Consider the following 17,061-nt stretch of genomic DNA (forward strand, 5'->3'; position numbering starts at 1 on the left):
CCGTTTTAAATTGACTATCACCGATAAATACAACGACAGAAAATAGCGCTAAGCTGCGCTTCTAGTGTTTTTAGATGCTTATAATTTTGATGGATTGGATTCTGAAACGTAGATGAGTATTTAAATATTTTCTGTGTCCACAGCTTTTGGTTAGCAGAGCCAAAAACCCACCCTTTCAAATTTTTTGTTTCAATAATGAACACACCAAATTTTGATACAACGATATGATCAATTTGAGTTGTACCATCTTCTGTTAGCAAGGTAATATTTTTAAGCCTGTAATACTCATTTTGCGGTAACCTATTGAGTATCAAATTGACCTGAAACTCACCTAAAATGCCTTTAAACCAAGGAGTTCTGATTATAAAAGTCAATATAATTATAGGAAAGATATACCAAACCTGAAAAGCAGAATTAATCACAACACCTATTAGATCTACAGAAATATCCTTATTACAAAAGCCATTTTATGTCATTGAATGGGTTAAATTTGTCAATGCTTTCAGCGACAGGGATTCTGGCATGGTACGCACTAAACCGCCCACCCCGATGTGTCTAAAAATGTACCTGAGCAAACCCCCGCTTCTACGAGTTCGTTATAAATGGTTTTAGACAAGAAGTCAGGAGTGTAAAAAGCTGATAAGGTGGATAATTTAGCAGAGTTCCATTGATCACAAGTCAGTAGGCTTTTTAAAGTGTTGTGGCGTTTGGACCATTTAGCATCATTAGGGTTAAACACATTGGCGCAGCCGCCCCACCCTACGTATTTTGCCAATTTTTTTGTTCTGCAAGAGTTGCCTCAGCTTGTGCGGCATTTAACGCTGATTAGATCTTAATGGCGGCTACATTCACGTTATAGCGAGTCTCCATACCCAATTTTGATAGAGGAAAATCATAAAGAAAGTCATTTGCTTTCACTTGAACACGGCATTTTAGCTTTTTACTGCCTTGAGTTTGTGCGATATAGGTTGATAGTTCATCCTCAGAGCCAAAAAAGAACCCCATTTGCCCGCCCACATACTCAATGTTACTTACTGTGTCCATAAATAGTCCTGCTGCTTAACGTCTCGATATACCTATATAAGAACATGGCGAACACAACGCGCAACTATTGATGTTTTCAGCGAACAAAACTGAAAAATGTTCTGTAAAAATATTTTATAAAGCCTTAATAAATATAAATTTAATAAAATATTTTGGCGAACAAACGAACATGTTCGCCCGAACAAAAAAGTTTGACCGATACAAACGGCTAGCGTATTATTTGCACAATTGATATTTGAGACAGGTATATAGCAATGAACAGCGACACTCTACCAACTGGCTTATCTGTGAGAGAACGAGTATTTAGGATCTGCAATCAGCTTTACGCAGAAAATACGAAGGTAAAAATTCGAACCGTTTTAGAATTACTGCCTGACATCAAAAGCACATCGACTGTTCACAAATATCATAAAGAATGGCGAACAGAGTTAGACAACTCTAAAAAGACGTTGTTTGATTCCTTTGGCTTCAGTGATAACTTTCAAAACGCTTTTGTGTCAGAAATTGCCCGGTTTCATACGGATGCGAAAAATGAATACAGTGAAAAATTGGTGGAACTCACCGAAGAAAGAGATGCGGCAATTTTAGGGCTAGAAAATGCCGATAATGCCATTATTACCCATCAAACTAGAGCCGACACATTAGATGACCAGGTTCGAGAGTTACAGAATGAAATTCATTTACTCACCAGAGAAGCTAAACAACATTCAGAACAGCTAGAAAAAGAAAATGCCTTTGCCATTGGTAAGCTTGAGCAGCAAATGGGTGATTTAGAAAAACGCTTAAACAATGAAAAGCGTCTGATAGTCGAGCAGCTTCAACATCAAATAGACTCACTCACCACGAAAAATAATGAATTACGTGAAGTGAATGAAAACCAACGTACAGAACTAGCGAAATATCAACTTAAACTTGAAAGTAACACCAGCTTAGTTGAAGAAGTCAAAGCTCGCGCTACTGCATCACAAGAAGAAGCAAAGGCCCGAATAGCGAAGTTAGAAGAATCATTCACGACGTTAAGCGAAAAACACATTGCTTGTTCACAAGCGCTGGCCGTAGCAAATGAGAAATTAACTGCTAAAGATGAACTGTTAGTAAATAGCCTCAACCAATATGAGCTAGCCATTAATAATGAAACGTCGTTAAGACTATTGCTAAGTGATAGAGAAGATGAGCAAAAAGAGCTAAGAGCCAGACTTGCTCGTGTAGAAAGAGATGATGCTAACGCTCAGGCTGAAGTTCGAAGATTGACCGAGCGTCAAGGAGAGATGAAAAACAAGGCTGTTACAGCAGATAAGATGATAAGTGAATTGAACAAAAGTATTCAAAATTGGGATGCTAAATATACTAAATTACAAACCGAATTTAATCGGCTCAAACCAAGAAACTAGCGTACAAATAGGATGCCTGAATGGTAATGTCCAACAGGCATCAAATAGACAAGAGTTAAAACAATGATTGTTGGGTTGCTTGGTTAGTTTGACGCGATGAAATTTCAGCATTCATCACTTTCTCAGAGACAGATAATGCCATTATTGCCTCTGCGGTAGGAATGCCGGTGGTGGCTCTTAGCGTATTTAACGCTTGTGCACGTCTTGCGTCGTCGTGAACGCGCCCAATGGTTCCTTTTGCCAGTGTCACTACACCAGATTCTAATAACTGCTTGAGCATGACTGTAGGGCATTTGTTCTCTAAATGGCCGTCTTCCAGCAATTCTAGATAAAAATCCTCAACGAACGTCATTGCAAACGCATTCTTAGTAACAACATTGAACGATGATGACTCGGTATATCTAATGACGCGATGTTTTTCACCATTTCGATTAAACATTCGTTCAATTTCTTTAAATTTGCCGCCGGCTTGTATGCCTTCATCGTCTAGACCAACAGGCTGATTGCTTTCTACGAACTTCATTAACGGGAAATACGTATAGGTTGGCGTAAAAGATTTTTCAACAAGAGTCGTTTTTGGTATTGGGTAACGTTGACCATTGTTGACGATATCATGCCAAATTTGGAGTGCCATGCCTGGAGCTTCCTCGCCGCCCTCTCTTGACCATGCAAATTGAATGGCCAACAGTTCACGGTAGTCTATCAAATCAATGGTGTGGTTGCCGCCGCTTTCATAGGTATCTTGCTGAATAGTCAGAATATATCGCAATAAATCCATGCGGTATTCTAGGCTGTATTGGTTCAAACCCACTTTAATATAACCGTCTTTCGTCAGTTTTCGCCCCAAAGTAGAACGCTTACTAAAATCGTATAGCGTGTTTACCATATAGTTGCGTAAATCATTTAGAGGTCGCATAAATCCATACTGTTCAGGGTCAATATTTATCTGATTTAACAGTGAGTTATCCTCCTTTACCTGAGCGCATAGCACGCAGCCAAATCTTGATCCGCAGCTCTTATTGGCCGCTAACTTTCCTGCAAATAAATCACATGCGCCTCCGTTACTGGCTGGATAGTGTTTTTTCATAAATCGTAAGTTATCGCTAAAAGATTCAATGTCATCGTTATCTATCAATTCAAATAGGTGCCATACATCGCTGAGGCTCCACTTTTTTATTAGGGCTAATGTCCAACCAAGATCTGTCATAACTGGCGTATGGGCTGTTTCGCCTCTTTTTTTGAGGTTTCCTTTTCTCACGTTGCTTTCGTCATCTCTTGATCCTGAAATCGAGCAAATCTTATCGGTTTGATACTTTTTAGAAAGCGATTTCAAAAAGGTTTTCATGGGTTTAATCTTCCAATCTAATGCACAATCACGCCCATTTGAAGATGTTTCAGGGGTTCTTAACAATTTGCCGCGCCCCACAAACTCGACAACCGGTAATGACGATAACGCAGGCTTTAATTCATGGCATTCGATGGGGAGATCGTGTTGTCTGCCGTATTCAATTAGATCATCATGTAGCGTTAGAATATAATCATGCAAAACCATGTTATCGAGTGTCGTATTTGTTGTCACAACATGAAGTGGACCAACATCGCCTCTAATCGCTTTAGCTCTTCGTAAACCCTCAACTATACACACACAAGCAGCGCTTGAATCTTTACCTGAAAAACCGATTGAGACACGCCATCCATCTAAAAATAACTGTTGCGCACGTGCTACGGCAAATTCATATTGGTCATGGTCGTGAGAGTCAATATATTGATAATCGATTGCGGTATTCATTGGTGTGTGCCTTGTATTTGTTGAATACCCCTATGATCTCTTGAAATGAAAAACCCGCAACTGAGGCACAAACAGTCAGGGTCATGCGGGCCTAAACTCTTAGATATTCATAACCACCATGAGGCGCGCGTTTTCGTTTGAAATTTGGGTTAATACTGCCCAATTGCATTTCAAAGGCACTTCGTAAGGCTTTTTCTGCTTTCTCGATCGGATCGGTGTTACCGTATCCCCTTGTTTCCCTGACACAGCGAGGGTGGATCACTTGTCCTGGCTCCAATGTTGCCGATAATTGCTTAACAAATGCTGAATAGTTAAAGCTACCATTGCGATTAATTAAATTAGTCATATTTGCATATTTCCCTATGATTAATTCTGATTTATTACTGATTTCTCATCATCCATCAATGCGTAATCCACTCGCGAACCTACAACTATTTCATGTTCGCCTTGCACCACCATTGTTGTACGTGATTTTGCTAATCCCGATTGCACTAACCCGTCAAGCACTCTAATAACGTCTGCGTAACAGTCAGCTTTTACCTCTGACGGAATTCGGTTAAGAGCGATAATAGCGCTTTGGCCAAAGCCCGTAACTGATTGGTATTCAGCGGTTAGAAAGCCCAACATCGCGTCGTAAAATGGTTTTGAATTCGGAGTTGATATAAATGCTAATATTTCATCAGCATTGGTCGCCGGTTTTGAATAGGTCATTTTTTTTTGCATCGTGCGGTTCCATTAGCGGTGGATAAAACAGTTAATGAATGCCACAAAGAGTATTAATCATTGTGGTTAATTGATTTCATTTCATCATGGTTCCAATAACCCGCAACTGAGATTCGTACTGACTTAGTTGAGTAATTGTAAATATATCCTGAAAGTTTCGGACAGTATTTTTTGTGGTGTAAGTCATTGTTGAAATTAATAATTAAGTTATTTATTCCTGAGGAATAAGACAGGCGTATCTATATTAGCCAGTGTGTTTCAATGAAGTGATGTTTCGGAACAATAAAGTTTGTACACTAAAAACCTATTGTTCCATCGTAATCAACTCAAACTCATTATTCGAAATACTTACATCCTCGACTTTTAGCGGACTCCATGGTAAACAACTCACATTTTCAGCTCTTCTAGAGCTTGAGGTAAATCGAAATCATATTTCTAATAAAACCTATATGAAGTCCAATTGACAATCTTCACGAACTCTAGCTGTAGTGATGTGATGGACGCCTCAGCACCCAAGCTTGCAGTATTATGCCAAGCTTGAAGCTGACAAATAGTTCAGGAGGTTTCCATCATGGATATTAAAGTTATTGGTATCGATTTAGCCAAAAATGTTTTTCAAGTTTGTGTTTGTCTTATGGATAACTCAATCATGAGTAACAAAAAGATTAACAGAAACAAGCTGCTCGATAAAATTAGACAATTCCCCGAAGGTAGCCTTATTGCTATGGAGGCCTGTGGGACAGCGCATTACTGGGGAAGACAATTTCAAGCACTTGGTTATCAAGTGCAACTGATCCCTGCTCAACATGTTAAGCCATTCGTTGCAAACCAAAAGAATGATGCCAACGATGCCCTCGCTATATGCGAAGCTGCTTTCAGACCTAATATCCACATGGTTCCAGTTAAAACTGTTGAGCAACAAGACATTAAAGCATTACGTTGTGTACGTAGTCGTCTAGTTCAGAATCGAACCGCGATGGTCAATCAAATTCGAAGCCTAGCGAGCGAGTCTGGGGTGATCTTCTCTGTCGGCAGATTGCAACTACAAGCGTCACTTAGTCGGGTTTTAGCAGACAATGAACATGAACTGTCTCATACGCTTCATCACTTGTTAAAATTTTTGTATGAAGATTTATGTGTTTTAAATGAGAGAATTAATCAAATCGAGCACGACATTAAAGCGCTATGTCAAATGCAACCTCGCTATAATGCCTTGCTGTCGATCCCTGGCTTTGGGCCATTAGTCACGGCAAGCTTTATGAGTGAATTAGGTTCGGGTCATCAATTTAAAAACGGTCGACAATTCTCTGCATGGTGTGGCTTAGTGCCATCACAATCGAGTTCCGGAGGGAAAGTTCGACTAGGATCGATAACGAAAAATGGCAGCTCAGAACTACGTGTTTTACTCATTCATGGTGCTAGAGCTGTTGGCCGATTTGCGAGCAAACGTGATGATAGACTGGGGCGATGGTTTAATGCTCTTGCGTTAAGGCAAGGTAGACATAAAGCCGTTGTCGCACTGGCCAATAAAATAGCGCGTATAGGATGGAGAATCCTCACGAGTAACGATAATTTCGACGTTAATAAAGCATTTGCGTAAGACGTTAAGTATCACCTAAAAGTTTACATGCACTGATGAATAAACGGTCAACCGTACCTATTAGAGCCTGACTTGACCAAGGCATTAAATGCCGATGTAGTGATAAGGTAATAGGTTTCGGATTTACATCATGGCGCGGGTAAAAAGCCTATTTAGACGCCGAATATAGGGTAGTGAACCAATCATTCAAAAGTGTTGTAAAAGCTGAGGCGTCCATATATGGTCAAGTAAAATTGGCCACGGTTTTAGAGTCATTCCAATATAAACGTTCTGACTCATTTGGCGTTAACCCACCATTATATTGATGGGGTCTAGTTTCACTGTAATATCCAGTGATGTAATTGGTGATCGCTTTGTCTGCTTCTGTAAAATCCCCATAACCACTGGCGGGCACCCATTCAGATTTCAAACTTCTAAAGAAACGCTCCATTGGCGCGTTATCCCAACAATTCCCGCGACGACTCATACTTTGTTCAATTTGAAGACGCCATAATAATTGCCTAAATTTCAAGCTTGTGTAATGTGAACCTTGATCGCTGTGATAAATCACATTCTCAGGTTTCCCCCTTAACTCAAATGCCATTTTCAAGGCTTTACAGGTCAGCTCGCTGTCAGGTGATAATGACAAAGCCCACCCAACAGGTTTACGGCAAACTGTCGATTAAGCGAATTCGGGATCGCTACATGCTCTTGTGCAGCTTTCCAACAAGAATGTTTAGGCTGCTGACAGCTCAATAACCCAAGCTTTTTCATTAGATTACGGGCTCGATAACGACTGAGACAGAGCCCTTTGTTAGTCACTAATTGCGCTATCGTTCGAGCACCGGCAGAGCCATTACTAATACGATGCGCGGCCTTCACTTCACTGCATAAAATTGTAAAATCAGCATCGATATGTTCTTTTCTTTTTAGCCAATATTTATAGCTACTTCGATGCACTTTGAATGCATTACAAATTGTGAGAATAGAGTGGCTCTGCTTGAGTGCGCTGATCAGCGTAAATTGTTCATCGAGTCTGACATCAAGAGAGCTGTAGCCTTTTTTAGGATTAGATTATGCTCCTCAAGACGCGCTATTTGCTTCTTCAGTTCACGGATTTAAATTTGTTCTGGGGTAATCGGAGATGCTTTGGGAGTGCCACCCTGGCGTTCTAATTTTAACTGCCTCACCCATTTATCCATAGTCGATTTACCCACGTTCATCGCTTTTGCAGCTTGAATGATTGTGTGGTTTTTATCGAGGACTAATTGGGCTGCTTCAAGTTTGAATTCAGCGCTAAATGTTTTTCTGGTTATCGATCTCATGTGCACACCTAAAGTTATCTACGAGGTAATAATATCACCTCTATTTAGGTGGCCAAAATAACTATGCCACTACAGTTTGCGGATGTCAGCTTACAAAACCATGGCACTCAAAGACATTGTTGAAAAAAGCTATAAAGCCAGCAGAGCGAAAGGTATTAGCCCACTATGCCATGGGATATCAGAAAGCCATTGCCCAGAAAATTTTGGATAAAGATGCCCATTATCTGCTGGCGCTTAAAGGCAATCAGCCTAAGTTATTTGCCCAAGTTGAGAGATTATTAGGGCCAGAAATAAGCCGCCAGTGTCAGCAAGGAACGTTGTTTCAGGAAGCGGATTACCAACGAAATAGAGAAGAGTACAGGTGCTGTATTGTTGCCAATGACATGAGTCAGATACCCGCATCGGCAGATTGGCCAAAGTTAACTACGGTCGGGGTAATCGTTTCTTATAGAAAAGAAAAAGGCAAAGTATCCAAAGAGTTAAACTTTAGGTATTACATAAGCTCAGCAGCGTTAACGGCTGAAGCGTTGGCTGGCAGTGCGCGAGAACATTGGGGTATCGAAAATGGATTACACTGGAAGCTTGATGTAGGAATGAAGGAGGATGATTGTCGTATCCGTCGTAATGGAGCACCGGAAATCATGGCATGTGTTAGGCATATTGCGATGAATCGACTTCAATCAGAAATGACCTTTAAAAAAGGAGTAAGAGCAAAACAAATGAAGGCCAATCGCAATCCCGACTACCTTGAAACGGTCATATTTGGCAAGTGAAATTTCATGCTCTTGCCCTGATGTATCTGCTGTGACCGATGTTTGTTTATGACACTGGCTGCATTCATATACATCACGAGTGGTCAGCTCATATCCATGCTCACATCTGCACCTAGGACAAATGAAGCCATTAGGCCATCTCATTTGTTTAATGTGACTTAAGCACTCGGCTTCAGAGCCGAATTGGCGTTGCCACTCAAAAAAGCTCGCTTCAGGCATTTTCATAGCAAATCTCACTTCTAGTCTTGATTTATACTATAAGCATAGGCCAAAACTGACTTAGATGCAGAGGCATGTAAATCTTTTATGCTCACGCCATTACTGTACGGCTTTATTTTACTCCATTGCCTAGTATTAATGGTTAGCGGTCATTACACCTATGCAGAAGTGCCTTTTCTCGATGATCTTTTTGGCGCACAAAGAAATATCTACGATAAAGTGGGCCATTTTTTCCAAGGTTTTGTGCCTGCATTGTTGGCGAGGGAAATCCTTATCCGTAAAAGTGTGGTTAATAGCAAGGCTTGGCTTAATTACATCATAGTGTCTATCTGTTTAGCTTTTAGTGCGTTTTATGAGTTGCTCGAATGGTGGGTTGCGCTAGCAACAGGTGAAAATGCCGAGGCGTTCTTAGGGACTCAGGGCTACATTTGGGATACGCAGTCTGATATGGCGTTGGCGTTAGTCGGTGCCATAAGCGCGCTGATGATATTGAGCATTCCCCATGATAGGCAACTACGAGCTGTTGCCTAGATTAAACAGCGGCAAAGGCTTTCGAATATGATTGCCGAGCATAAACAAAAAAAGCCCGGCATTGCCGGGCTTTTTTTGTTAGGTTAAGCGCTTAAAAATCATAACCCATAGTTAGCGCTAATAACTCGCTATGAAAATCATTCATGCGATAGCTGCGAATCGCTACACCAAGTGTCCAGTGCGTTATTGGCTGGTAATCCAGCCCCATACCGATAAACCAATCAGTTCCTTTTTGCGCCTCTGTTTGGTATGCGTATTGATCGCCGCTCACCTTGAGCAGGGAGCCGTAGTCACCGTCCCATCTGAATAAACCGGCGCGTCCAGACACTGTCACCTGATCAGATACAGGGTACAGATAGGCCGCGGCTAGGGTAAAGCCAGAGGCTGAGTCAGGATGAGTGAATGCCACTTTTTCCAGATAACTGTCTAGTTCCAACTGTGATACTTGATCTGTGAAACTTACGCCCACCGAGTCAAGACTCATATAGCCCAGTTCGACAGCTAAGTGTTCATCCAGCTTGTAACCTAAGTCTAGCCAGTGACCAGTTCCGTTGTTATCGAAGTTTGTTACTTTGGCTGTACTGGAGATCTCGGCCAGTTCCATCATAACTTCAAGCTCAGAAACATTGGACTTGACCACACCAGCACCAGCTTGCAGGTAAAGATTATCGGCACTTAACTCTGTGGCATTGGCGCCAAAGCTAAGGCCTAACAGCGCCAATAATCCTGCTGCTTTGCGACCAAAACGTCTAAACCCTGCCATCAGTCCCACCAATATTATCATTCCGGTTCCCATAGCACCTCCACTGCCTTTAGTCGTCACTTCAACGGTCATCATTTTAGGCTGACCTACACCGCCGGGATCTTTGACAGTACCATTCACTTTACCATCGGTATCGTTAGGGCCACCGTCCTGAATGGTTAACTGCACACACCAATCACCCTGATTAAGACCTGTTTGATACTCAGCCGAGCCAGGAGCGGGACAGAATCCAGCCTCACCAGGCGCAGATTTCAGTTGGTTATTAGCATCCTCAACGAAGTTGAGCCAGCCTTGACCGTCTATATACTTGCGGTACAGAGCGCGTTCGGGGACTGCCTGACGCTGGGGCATGACTACACTAACAGATTGGCCTTTTTCAGGAAGTTCAGATGCGATGAAATCGAAGTAACCACCTACGTTTGGCACTTCATCAGCGGCAAGTTTTGCCAAGGCGAAGTCATTATCCGACACTTGGGCACCATCATAAACACCGCCAAAAGAAACTTCACCTAGTGCGAGTTTAACGCCAGCATCGGCTTCGACTATGTAGGCGTCAGTTGTGCGACCCTGTTCAGGAAGCAGATGGGTTTCATCTAGGTTATCCAAATAATCTGGGATACCGTCCTGATCTGTATCTGCCATGCCTTCGTCTAGATCTGAGATACCGTCAGCATCTGTGTCAGTACCATCATCCATTTCTGGCAAGTTGGGTATCACTCTGAGCATCAGCGTCACTTCTGATGTCATCGGTGGTTCGCCATTGTCAGTCACAGTCACTGTGACAGGTAGGTAGCCATTGACTAGAAGGGTAGGATCTAGACTCAAGATTAACTTGCTGTCATCCATTTCAGCAGAGACGCCATCAGGCAGTCGCCATTGAATATCATGTTCCGCATTGTCATCAAGTATGCTCAAGTCCAGTTCGACCATACCAGCATCTTTTGCAATGATAGTGATAAGTCGTCCATTTTGGCGCGCCTGCAGTGTTAGCTCAGGAGCAACATTTTGCTCAACAATACGGGTTAACTGAGTGTGCTTAACGCCCCAGTTTTGTTCTCCTACGAACTCCAGATTGATGCGCTCTTCACCTTCTAGAGTGTCATCCTTGAATACCGTAAAGGGTACTGTAGCTTCGACTCCTTGCTCTATGATCACTGTCCCAGAGACTAAGTTGTGATCTTCTGCATCAGTATTACCGGCTACAGAGTAATCGACCACGACTGGGTATGCTGGTGAGTCACCATTGAGTACCACTTTGAAGCGGCTGTCACTGCCTTCTGAAACAGTGGCATCTTTACCGAACGATATGGTCGGATAAATATCAACAATTTGCTCTGCTGTGCCAATATTACCGGCAGCATCCACCGCCTTCCAGATGATCACATGGCGTCCAGGACGAAGCATCATGCCATTGGCTGGAACGTCTTCAGCTGTGACAGTGCAACAAGTTTCATTGCCCAAATCTATCGCATTAGCTACGCCTTCTGTCTGTAGCAGACTCAGGTCAACACGAGTAAATAAGGCGCGAGCATTGATACTTAGATCCGCAGGTGTCGTGACAATTGGTGCCACATCGTCTAAACGTGGATTGCTACCCTCGTTGAACTCATCGAGGTTAGAGCGGCCGTCGTTATCTACATCGCCTTGGGCATCGTTCGGATCTAGGGGATTAAGACCATGCTCAATTTCCCAAGCATCAGGCATACCATCACCATCGTCATCGCTGTCGGCATTGTTACCTATGCCGTCACCGTCGGTGTCAACGGACTCGTTTGGATCCAGTGGGAAGGCATCCTGTGTATCCGCTACGCCATCGTTGTCATCGTCAGTATCAAGCGTATCTGGGATACCATCAAGATCGCTGTCCAACAATACGGACAAAGTGAATGTCACAGAAACTGGGGTGCCATGACCATCATCGGCAGTCACAGTGATCACAGTATCACCCAGCTGCTCCGCAGAAGGAGTGCCAGTGATCTTGCTGCCATCAAAGCTTGCCCAAGCTGGCAGGTCTGATAGTGAATAGCTCAGATTGTCACCATCGATATCTGTGAAGGCATCGAGTGGAATACCAAAGGAATATGGCTTACCACTGGTGGTTATCTGGTTAGCGATACCCTGGTCAGCGACCGGGTTATCGTTCATTGGGCTTATGTCAAACTTATAATCCGTCTGCAACGCAGTCACACCACCAAATTTATCATCGACGATAAAATGGAAGCTGTCTGTGGTCGTCTCTGAGCCATCGTGTTGATACTCAATGATCTTTTCGTCTTCGATATCCTGTTGACTGAAACTGTCTTCCAACTTCATTACCGCACCGTTCTTAAGCAGAGTGCCGTGAGCTGGCAGTTGCTTGAGGATGTAGGTCACGTCGCTGTAATTTTGTTCCTTGTCCATAAAATGCAAGTCGTTATGCACGAAGAAACGTTTCTCACCTTCGTTAATGGCAAAATCAGTCCAGTGATGCTTCATTGGCATAGTGTTGGTGCCTGTTACCTCGACGGCAAAGGATTGACTGGCGCTGCTGCCGGCCTTATCTGTCGCCATAACCTCAACACTGTAGCTGCCTATGTCGTACCAGCCATGGGTGAAGGTAAAACCTTGAGTGGCTGGGTTGAAGGAGATGAACTTGGGTAGTGGTGATCCATCAATGAGGCTGGCGCTATAAGTGAGTATATCTCCTTGACCCTGAGCGATATCTTCATCGGTAAAGCTGCCTGGTGCAACGGCGTAAGTTCTGGGACTCAAGATGATATCTAAAGCTTGGTCACTTAGGGCTGCTGCAGCAATTGGTGCATCGTTGCTATTTGTTACCGTTAGATTGAAGGCGGTCAAAGCCTGCACTCCAGCGGTATCGGTCGCCGTGATAGTGATCGAATAGGTGCCTGGCACAGTCGGTGTGCCTATGATGCTCTGACTCGCTACATCGTAGCTTAAGCCTGCAGGTAATCCTGTCACCGCCAGGGTGATGGCATCGTCATCGCTAAATACGCCAGCCAAAGCGATTGGCGTGATAGCTGCATCTTCACTTGTACTGCTATCTGCAGGTGTTGCAATAACCACAGGGGCGTTGTTGGCGTTGATGATAAGCTTAAAGCTGGCGGTTGCTACCGCACCTTTGCCATCGTCGGCAGACACAGTAATAAAATGTGTGCCCACAGTTGCTGTGGCACCTGTAAATGTCTGGGTGCCAGGATCGAATGTAACCCCAGGAGGCATGCCAATGGCCGAGTAAGTCAAGCTGTCACCATCGGCATCGGTGAAGAAACCGTTGGCAACAGGGATATTCAACGCCGCTGTTTTAAAAGATGTGACATTCGGCAAAATACCATTAGCCACAGGTGCAATATTGCTATTCCCACCGACGGTTACTGTGGTGGTAAACAAGTTAGAGCGACCAGAAGGGTCGGCAACCACCAGACTGGCATTGCGTTTGCTATATTGAGGATCGGTTGCTGCTGGGCCTGAAGTTGAAAAAACCAGGTTGCGGATCAGGGTCTGCACCGCAGTATTAGTGGCATCATCTGTGGTGAAGTTAATCTTAAGTGCTTTGTTGATGCCGGTTTCATTGACATCTATAACGCCAAACAACAAACCTTCGAAGTAAACATTGCTACCATCGATACGCAATTGGCCTGTAGCATCACCATGAGAGTCTATGTTAAGAATGGTATCATCGCTACTCACCTGACCGACTTCTAGGCGTACATGACCACCATTAAAGATATTGTCATCGGGATCGCTTAATTGACCGTCTTGGCCCACATCCATAAAGGTGGAAGTGCCGTTAACCGAATAAGCACCATCACCTGGGTAGTAGATAACCTGGGGGCCCATAGGATCGGCCACCACGAAATTGATTGTCAGGTAACTCTTGATACGACCCGCTTCCTTGATCTCGAAGTTAATGGGATAGGTGCCAGGCAACATATCTGTCGCGCTGAAGCTATAATCTGTGCCATTGGCATCCTTGAGCAATACGGCTTGGTTAGCGGTGTTGTTGTAGTTGCCCACATTAGAACTGGTGATCCCAGCGCCAGAGATAGAGAAGGTAAATGGAGTATCTGCATCCACCAGCACAGTCTTGGTATCCTTAGGGACATTGTCTGATAGCTGAAAGTTTACCGTAGGTGCTTTATTTTGTAGATACAAGATGGTATCTACATGTGTCTTAGACTTGACGTTGCCGTTGATGTCTAAGTCCTCTACCACAAAACCCGCTGAATACAGGCCTGTAGCCATGGTACCCGAGCCTGTCCAAGTGATAAGACCTGTATTGGCATCGATACTCAGATTCGGTGCATTAACACTGCTGCCACCACCGAGTTCTTCCAAGTTGGCCATACGAAAACGCAGCTGGTCACCATTGGGGTCGACAACATTAAGCTGATAGGTCCAGTTGGACTCAACCGATACACCATCGGCCTGCAGCTGGGCAACCTCGAGAATAATAGGCATCTCGATACCCGGTGCCTGATTGCCGTCTTTGGTGTTGACTAGGGTCTGGATATCCCAAGTACCATCTGAGTTATTTTTTAAACCTGAAATTCTGCAACAACTGGTAAATTTGATTTTGTACAGCTGATTGGGGTCGACGTTCAGTGCCTTGAAAGTACCAGAAACCAAGGAATAGGCACTGTTAGGATCGGTATCAGTAATGTGCTGAGTAATCGCAGAACCCAGGGAAGTAATAGCTAGACCGGTATCAGACTGGAGGCTAGGTGTTTGCTGACCATTGAGACGCCAGGCGGTGTTGACGAAGAACTTCACATCATCCTTATCACCGTCGCCATCGAGATCCGCTGGTTGCCACTTGACGCTACCACCACGGAAATGAGACAGGGTACCGGTATAGGCGTTAAGGACATCCTGGCTGGCAAACAACTGGCTGTCGATGTGTCCCAACTTGTGTTCCAGTACCCAGTTACCGCCTAGAGTAGCAGCCCCCGTTAAATCGGTTGAGGCGGCGACATCTGTTCCTAGGTGTTTGCCTAAGGTTTCAACTAGCAGTTGACCTGAGCGGTTGGCTGCCAGATCGCAGCCATAGATCATCACATCGGCGCCAGCGGCAAATTTGCCACTGAGGGCCTTAAGGGATTGTGTCTGCTGCAATGATGCCGTAGTCACGGCGCCGTTACCCAAAGACAGGGAGCCCGGCTCTCCGTGAGCGAGAATATGCAGGCTCTTAATACCTGTGGCCTTAGCTAATTCACGGCTAAGTTGACTCAGACCATCCTCAGTGGCATTGAGGCGAATGACGTGCATGTTAGCGGCGGCGGCCTTGATCATGATCTCAGCATCTGTCACGCCAGCATCAACCACCAGCACCTGCTGCCAATCATGGCGAGGTTGCACTAGTGTTGAGTCTTGTTCCATCGCGGTAGCGGAACCGACTCCGACTCCCGACAATGCCAGCATCACAGCCATGAGAACCGGCGATGTTATTATATTTCTCATTATATCCTCAAAATAAAAACTGAAAAGCCAAAAAAGTGAATATTGATGCATAATTTTTGGTTTTTTTGCTAAAGAATAGCCATGTAAATCATAAGTGCATTATTTATATGGAGTTAATATTATCAGTTTTACAATTAAATAACAATACCACTGATTTAATTTTGACGATGAACTCATTTAGGTTGGTCGTATCTAGTTGTATTTAAGAGTTTTATTCACACATTTGCAGTTGTAAGCTAAAAGTCATTTTTTTGACGGAAAGTAAGATAGCTATAAATAATGAATCATGCCTATGCACTTGGCTCAGTGTAAGTGTACTGGTGTGTGAATTATTGCGAGATATAACAGCTTATTAGGTATTTCTTTTTCCATTTGTCTGCGATTGAACCGATAACAGAACTCACTAAGGTATTCTTACAGGTACTTTCCGGTGACGCCATGAAATGTGCCAAGCAAAAATGCCTTCAAATTACCAATGGCAATATGCACCCAAGGGAGCCATTCATCAACAAGCTCACTGGGGGTTACCCTCGCTTCATGTTGCTGAGTCTTATCTATAATGTTCAAAGCAGCAAAACCGTCGGTATGAACTTTTTGCTGCGTATCTAAGTGCTTGGCAACAAACTTTTCAACGTTATCATGGCAAACACTGTTCACTGCCTGCATAGCGATAAATCCGGCTCTTTTTCCTTTGTTTTCAACGGCAACTAAAATAGGCGTTTTACCTTCTGCGCCACGTCCACGCTTGCCCTTTCTTTTGCCTCCCACAAAAGCATCATCAATTTCAATGACACCTGAAAGCCGATATAGACTGTCTCGATGGCCCATTGCCGTTCTCAGTTTACTTAATATCAAGCGCGCCGTTCGCAAATTGACCTCAATGAGCTTGCTGAGTCTTAAAGCCTAAATACTGCCTTTATCTGAGCCTAAAAAGTAGATAGCCCAAAACCACTTAGTTAACGAGATACGGCGACTAAATAGCGCCATCGTATTTGCGTCTTCCAGAGCCTTTTAATGCCGAATTTCTCACATCTCGTATTTCTTCAACCATCGCCTTTTGTATGAGAGATGTTGGTGCGTGTTTGGACGATACTGTTGTGGAATGTTTCTTTGGTAGTTTAAAGCATGATTGGTTGTTAAAAGTGCCATAATTTTAGAAAAATATCCGGCTGGAGTTGACCAGAACACAAAGAAGCGGCTTAACAATTTAGGCGACAACGGTCTTGAAAAACACCGCTCATAGCTTTATCTTATGCCCTAATTCAATTTTTGTAATGGAATATAAAGATGAATCCCCCTCAAGAAATAACCACAACCAGAAAGACCATCAAATCCCACTTCGCTAGAAATGGCTATCTATAATTTTGAGCTAAAGGCCAAAGCCTACTTTGACGAAAAATTAAAAGTTAACTATAAACACCTGCAGAGTGAAAACGATAGTAACAGCCCAATCAGCACTGGCCG

General features: G+C 43.5%; 10 protein-coding genes and 4 pseudogenes. 4 read left to right on the plus strand and 10 right to left on the minus strand.

Going from position 1 to position 17,061, the window contains the following annotated elements; all coding sequences use genetic code 11:
* Positions 1-17: 17 nt before the first annotated feature.
* The 3 genes from ACED29_RS17575 to ACED29_RS17585 all read right to left on the minus strand — a co-directional run bounded on the left by ACED29_RS17575 (position 18) and on the right by ACED29_RS17585 (position 1,044).
* A complete protein-coding gene (locus ACED29_RS17575) occupies positions 18-422 on the minus strand; it encodes a nuclease-related domain-containing protein (RefSeq protein ID WP_347690990.1) in 405 nt (134 codons plus the stop codon).
* 110 nt (positions 423-532) lie between these two features.
* Positions 533-775, minus strand: coding sequence for a hypothetical protein (locus tag ACED29_RS17580; protein ID WP_371698237.1), 243 nt, complete (start codon positions 773-775; stop codon positions 533-535).
* A gap of 50 nt (positions 776-825) precedes the next feature.
* Entirely contained in the window at positions 826-1,044 is a 219-nt protein-coding gene (locus ACED29_RS17585) for a hypothetical protein (RefSeq protein WP_347690992.1), read from the minus strand.
* 254 nt (positions 1,045-1,298) lie between these two features.
* Between ACED29_RS17585 and ACED29_RS17590 the strand changes: the two genes are divergently transcribed.
* On the plus strand, positions 1,299-2,435 hold the full coding sequence (locus ACED29_RS17590) for a hypothetical protein (protein WP_371698238.1): 1,137 nt from the start codon (positions 1,299-1,301) through the stop codon (positions 2,433-2,435).
* 55 nt (positions 2,436-2,490) lie between these two features.
* On the opposite strand, the gene ACED29_RS17595 is transcribed toward ACED29_RS17590, so the two are convergent.
* From ACED29_RS17595 to ACED29_RS17605, 3 genes are all read right to left on the minus strand, one after another.
* The gene (locus ACED29_RS17595; RefSeq protein ID WP_371698240.1) at positions 2,491-4,224 is read right to left on the minus strand and encodes a hypothetical protein; all 1,734 of its coding nucleotides are present in this window, start codon (positions 4,222-4,224) and stop codon (positions 2,491-2,493) included.
* A gap of 91 nt (positions 4,225-4,315) precedes the next feature.
* Positions 4,316-4,570, minus strand: a complete 255-nt coding sequence (locus ACED29_RS17600) for a hypothetical protein (protein WP_182741282.1) — start codon at positions 4,568-4,570, stop codon at positions 4,316-4,318.
* Positions 4,571-4,590: 20 nt separating this feature from the next.
* Positions 4,591-4,947 (minus strand): hypothetical protein, encoded by a 357-nt coding sequence (locus tag ACED29_RS17605; RefSeq protein ID WP_371698241.1) that lies wholly within the window; start codon positions 4,945-4,947, stop codon positions 4,591-4,593.
* Between the two features lie 571 nt (positions 4,948-5,518).
* On the opposite strand from ACED29_RS17605, the gene ACED29_RS17610 reads away from it, so the two are divergent.
* Positions 5,519-6,547 (plus strand): IS110 family transposase, encoded by a 1,029-nt coding sequence (locus ACED29_RS17610; protein ID WP_371698242.1) that lies wholly within the window; start codon positions 5,519-5,521, stop codon positions 6,545-6,547.
* A gap of 223 nt (positions 6,548-6,770) precedes the next feature.
* Here the strand turns inward: ACED29_RS17610 and ACED29_RS17615 are convergent.
* Positions 6,771-7,851 (minus strand): annotated as a pseudogene (locus ACED29_RS17615) (IS3 family transposase).
* Positions 7,852-7,970: 119 nt separating this feature from the next.
* Here ACED29_RS17615 and ACED29_RS17620 point away from each other — a divergent pair.
* On the plus strand, positions 7,971-8,624 hold the full coding sequence (locus ACED29_RS17620) for an ISAs1 family transposase (protein ID WP_371698243.1): 654 nt from the start codon (positions 7,971-7,973) through the stop codon (positions 8,622-8,624).
* Here ACED29_RS17620 and ACED29_RS17625 read toward each other — a convergent pair.
* Positions 8,610-8,849, minus strand: a pseudogene (locus ACED29_RS17625) (transposase); the annotation flags it as partial. The gene ACED29_RS17620 and the pseudogene ACED29_RS17625 sit on opposite strands and share 15 nt — an antisense overlap.
* A gap of 72 nt (positions 8,850-8,921) precedes the next feature.
* Between ACED29_RS17625 and ACED29_RS17630 the strand changes: the two are divergent.
* Positions 8,922-9,374 (plus strand): annotated as a pseudogene (locus ACED29_RS17630) (DUF2238 domain-containing protein); the annotation flags it as partial.
* Positions 9,375-9,465: 91 nt separating this feature from the next.
* On the opposite strand, the gene ACED29_RS17635 reads toward ACED29_RS17630, so the two are convergent.
* Positions 9,466-15,597: a putative Ig domain-containing protein gene (locus ACED29_RS17635; protein ID WP_371698244.1), complete on the minus strand. Its 6,132-nt coding sequence runs from the start codon at positions 15,595-15,597 to the stop codon at positions 9,466-9,468.
* A gap of 303 nt (positions 15,598-15,900) precedes the next feature.
* Positions 15,901-16,566, minus strand: a pseudogene (locus ACED29_RS17640) (IS1595 family transposase); the annotation flags it as partial.
* Between the last annotated feature and the right edge of the window lie 495 nt (positions 16,567-17,061).

Origin of the sequence: Shewanella sp. 5S214 (genome assembly GCF_041439795.1) — a bacterium.
Taxonomy (GTDB): domain Bacteria; phylum Pseudomonadota; class Gammaproteobacteria; order Enterobacterales; family Shewanellaceae; genus Shewanella; species Shewanella vesiculosa.

What these genes read in the sequence shown, in the direction of transcription:
- ACED29_RS17605 (WP_371698241.1), bottom strand. Translation starts at nt 4,947, where the DNA reads ATGCAAAAAAAAATGACCTATTCAAAACCGGCGACCAATGCTGATGAA.
- ACED29_RS17595 (WP_371698240.1), bottom strand. Translation starts at nt 4,224, where the DNA reads ATGAATACCGCAATCGATTATCAATATATTGACTCTCACGACCATGAC.
- ACED29_RS17600 (WP_182741282.1), bottom strand. Translation starts at nt 4,570, where the DNA reads ATGACTAATTTAATTAATCGCAATGGTAGCTTTAACTATTCAGCATTT.
- ACED29_RS17635 (WP_371698244.1), bottom strand. Translation starts at nt 15,597, where the DNA reads ATGAGAAATATAATAACATCGCCGGTTCTCATGGCTGTGATGCTGGCA.
- ACED29_RS17585 (WP_347690992.1), bottom strand. Translation starts at nt 1,044, where the DNA reads ATGGACACAGTAAGTAACATTGAGTATGTGGGCGGGCAAATGGGGTTC.
- ACED29_RS17590 (WP_371698238.1), top strand. Translation starts at nt 1,299, where the DNA reads ATGAACAGCGACACTCTACCAACTGGCTTATCTGTGAGAGAACGAGTA.
- ACED29_RS17610 (WP_371698242.1), top strand. Translation starts at nt 5,519, where the DNA reads ATGGATATTAAAGTTATTGGTATCGATTTAGCCAAAAATGTTTTTCAA.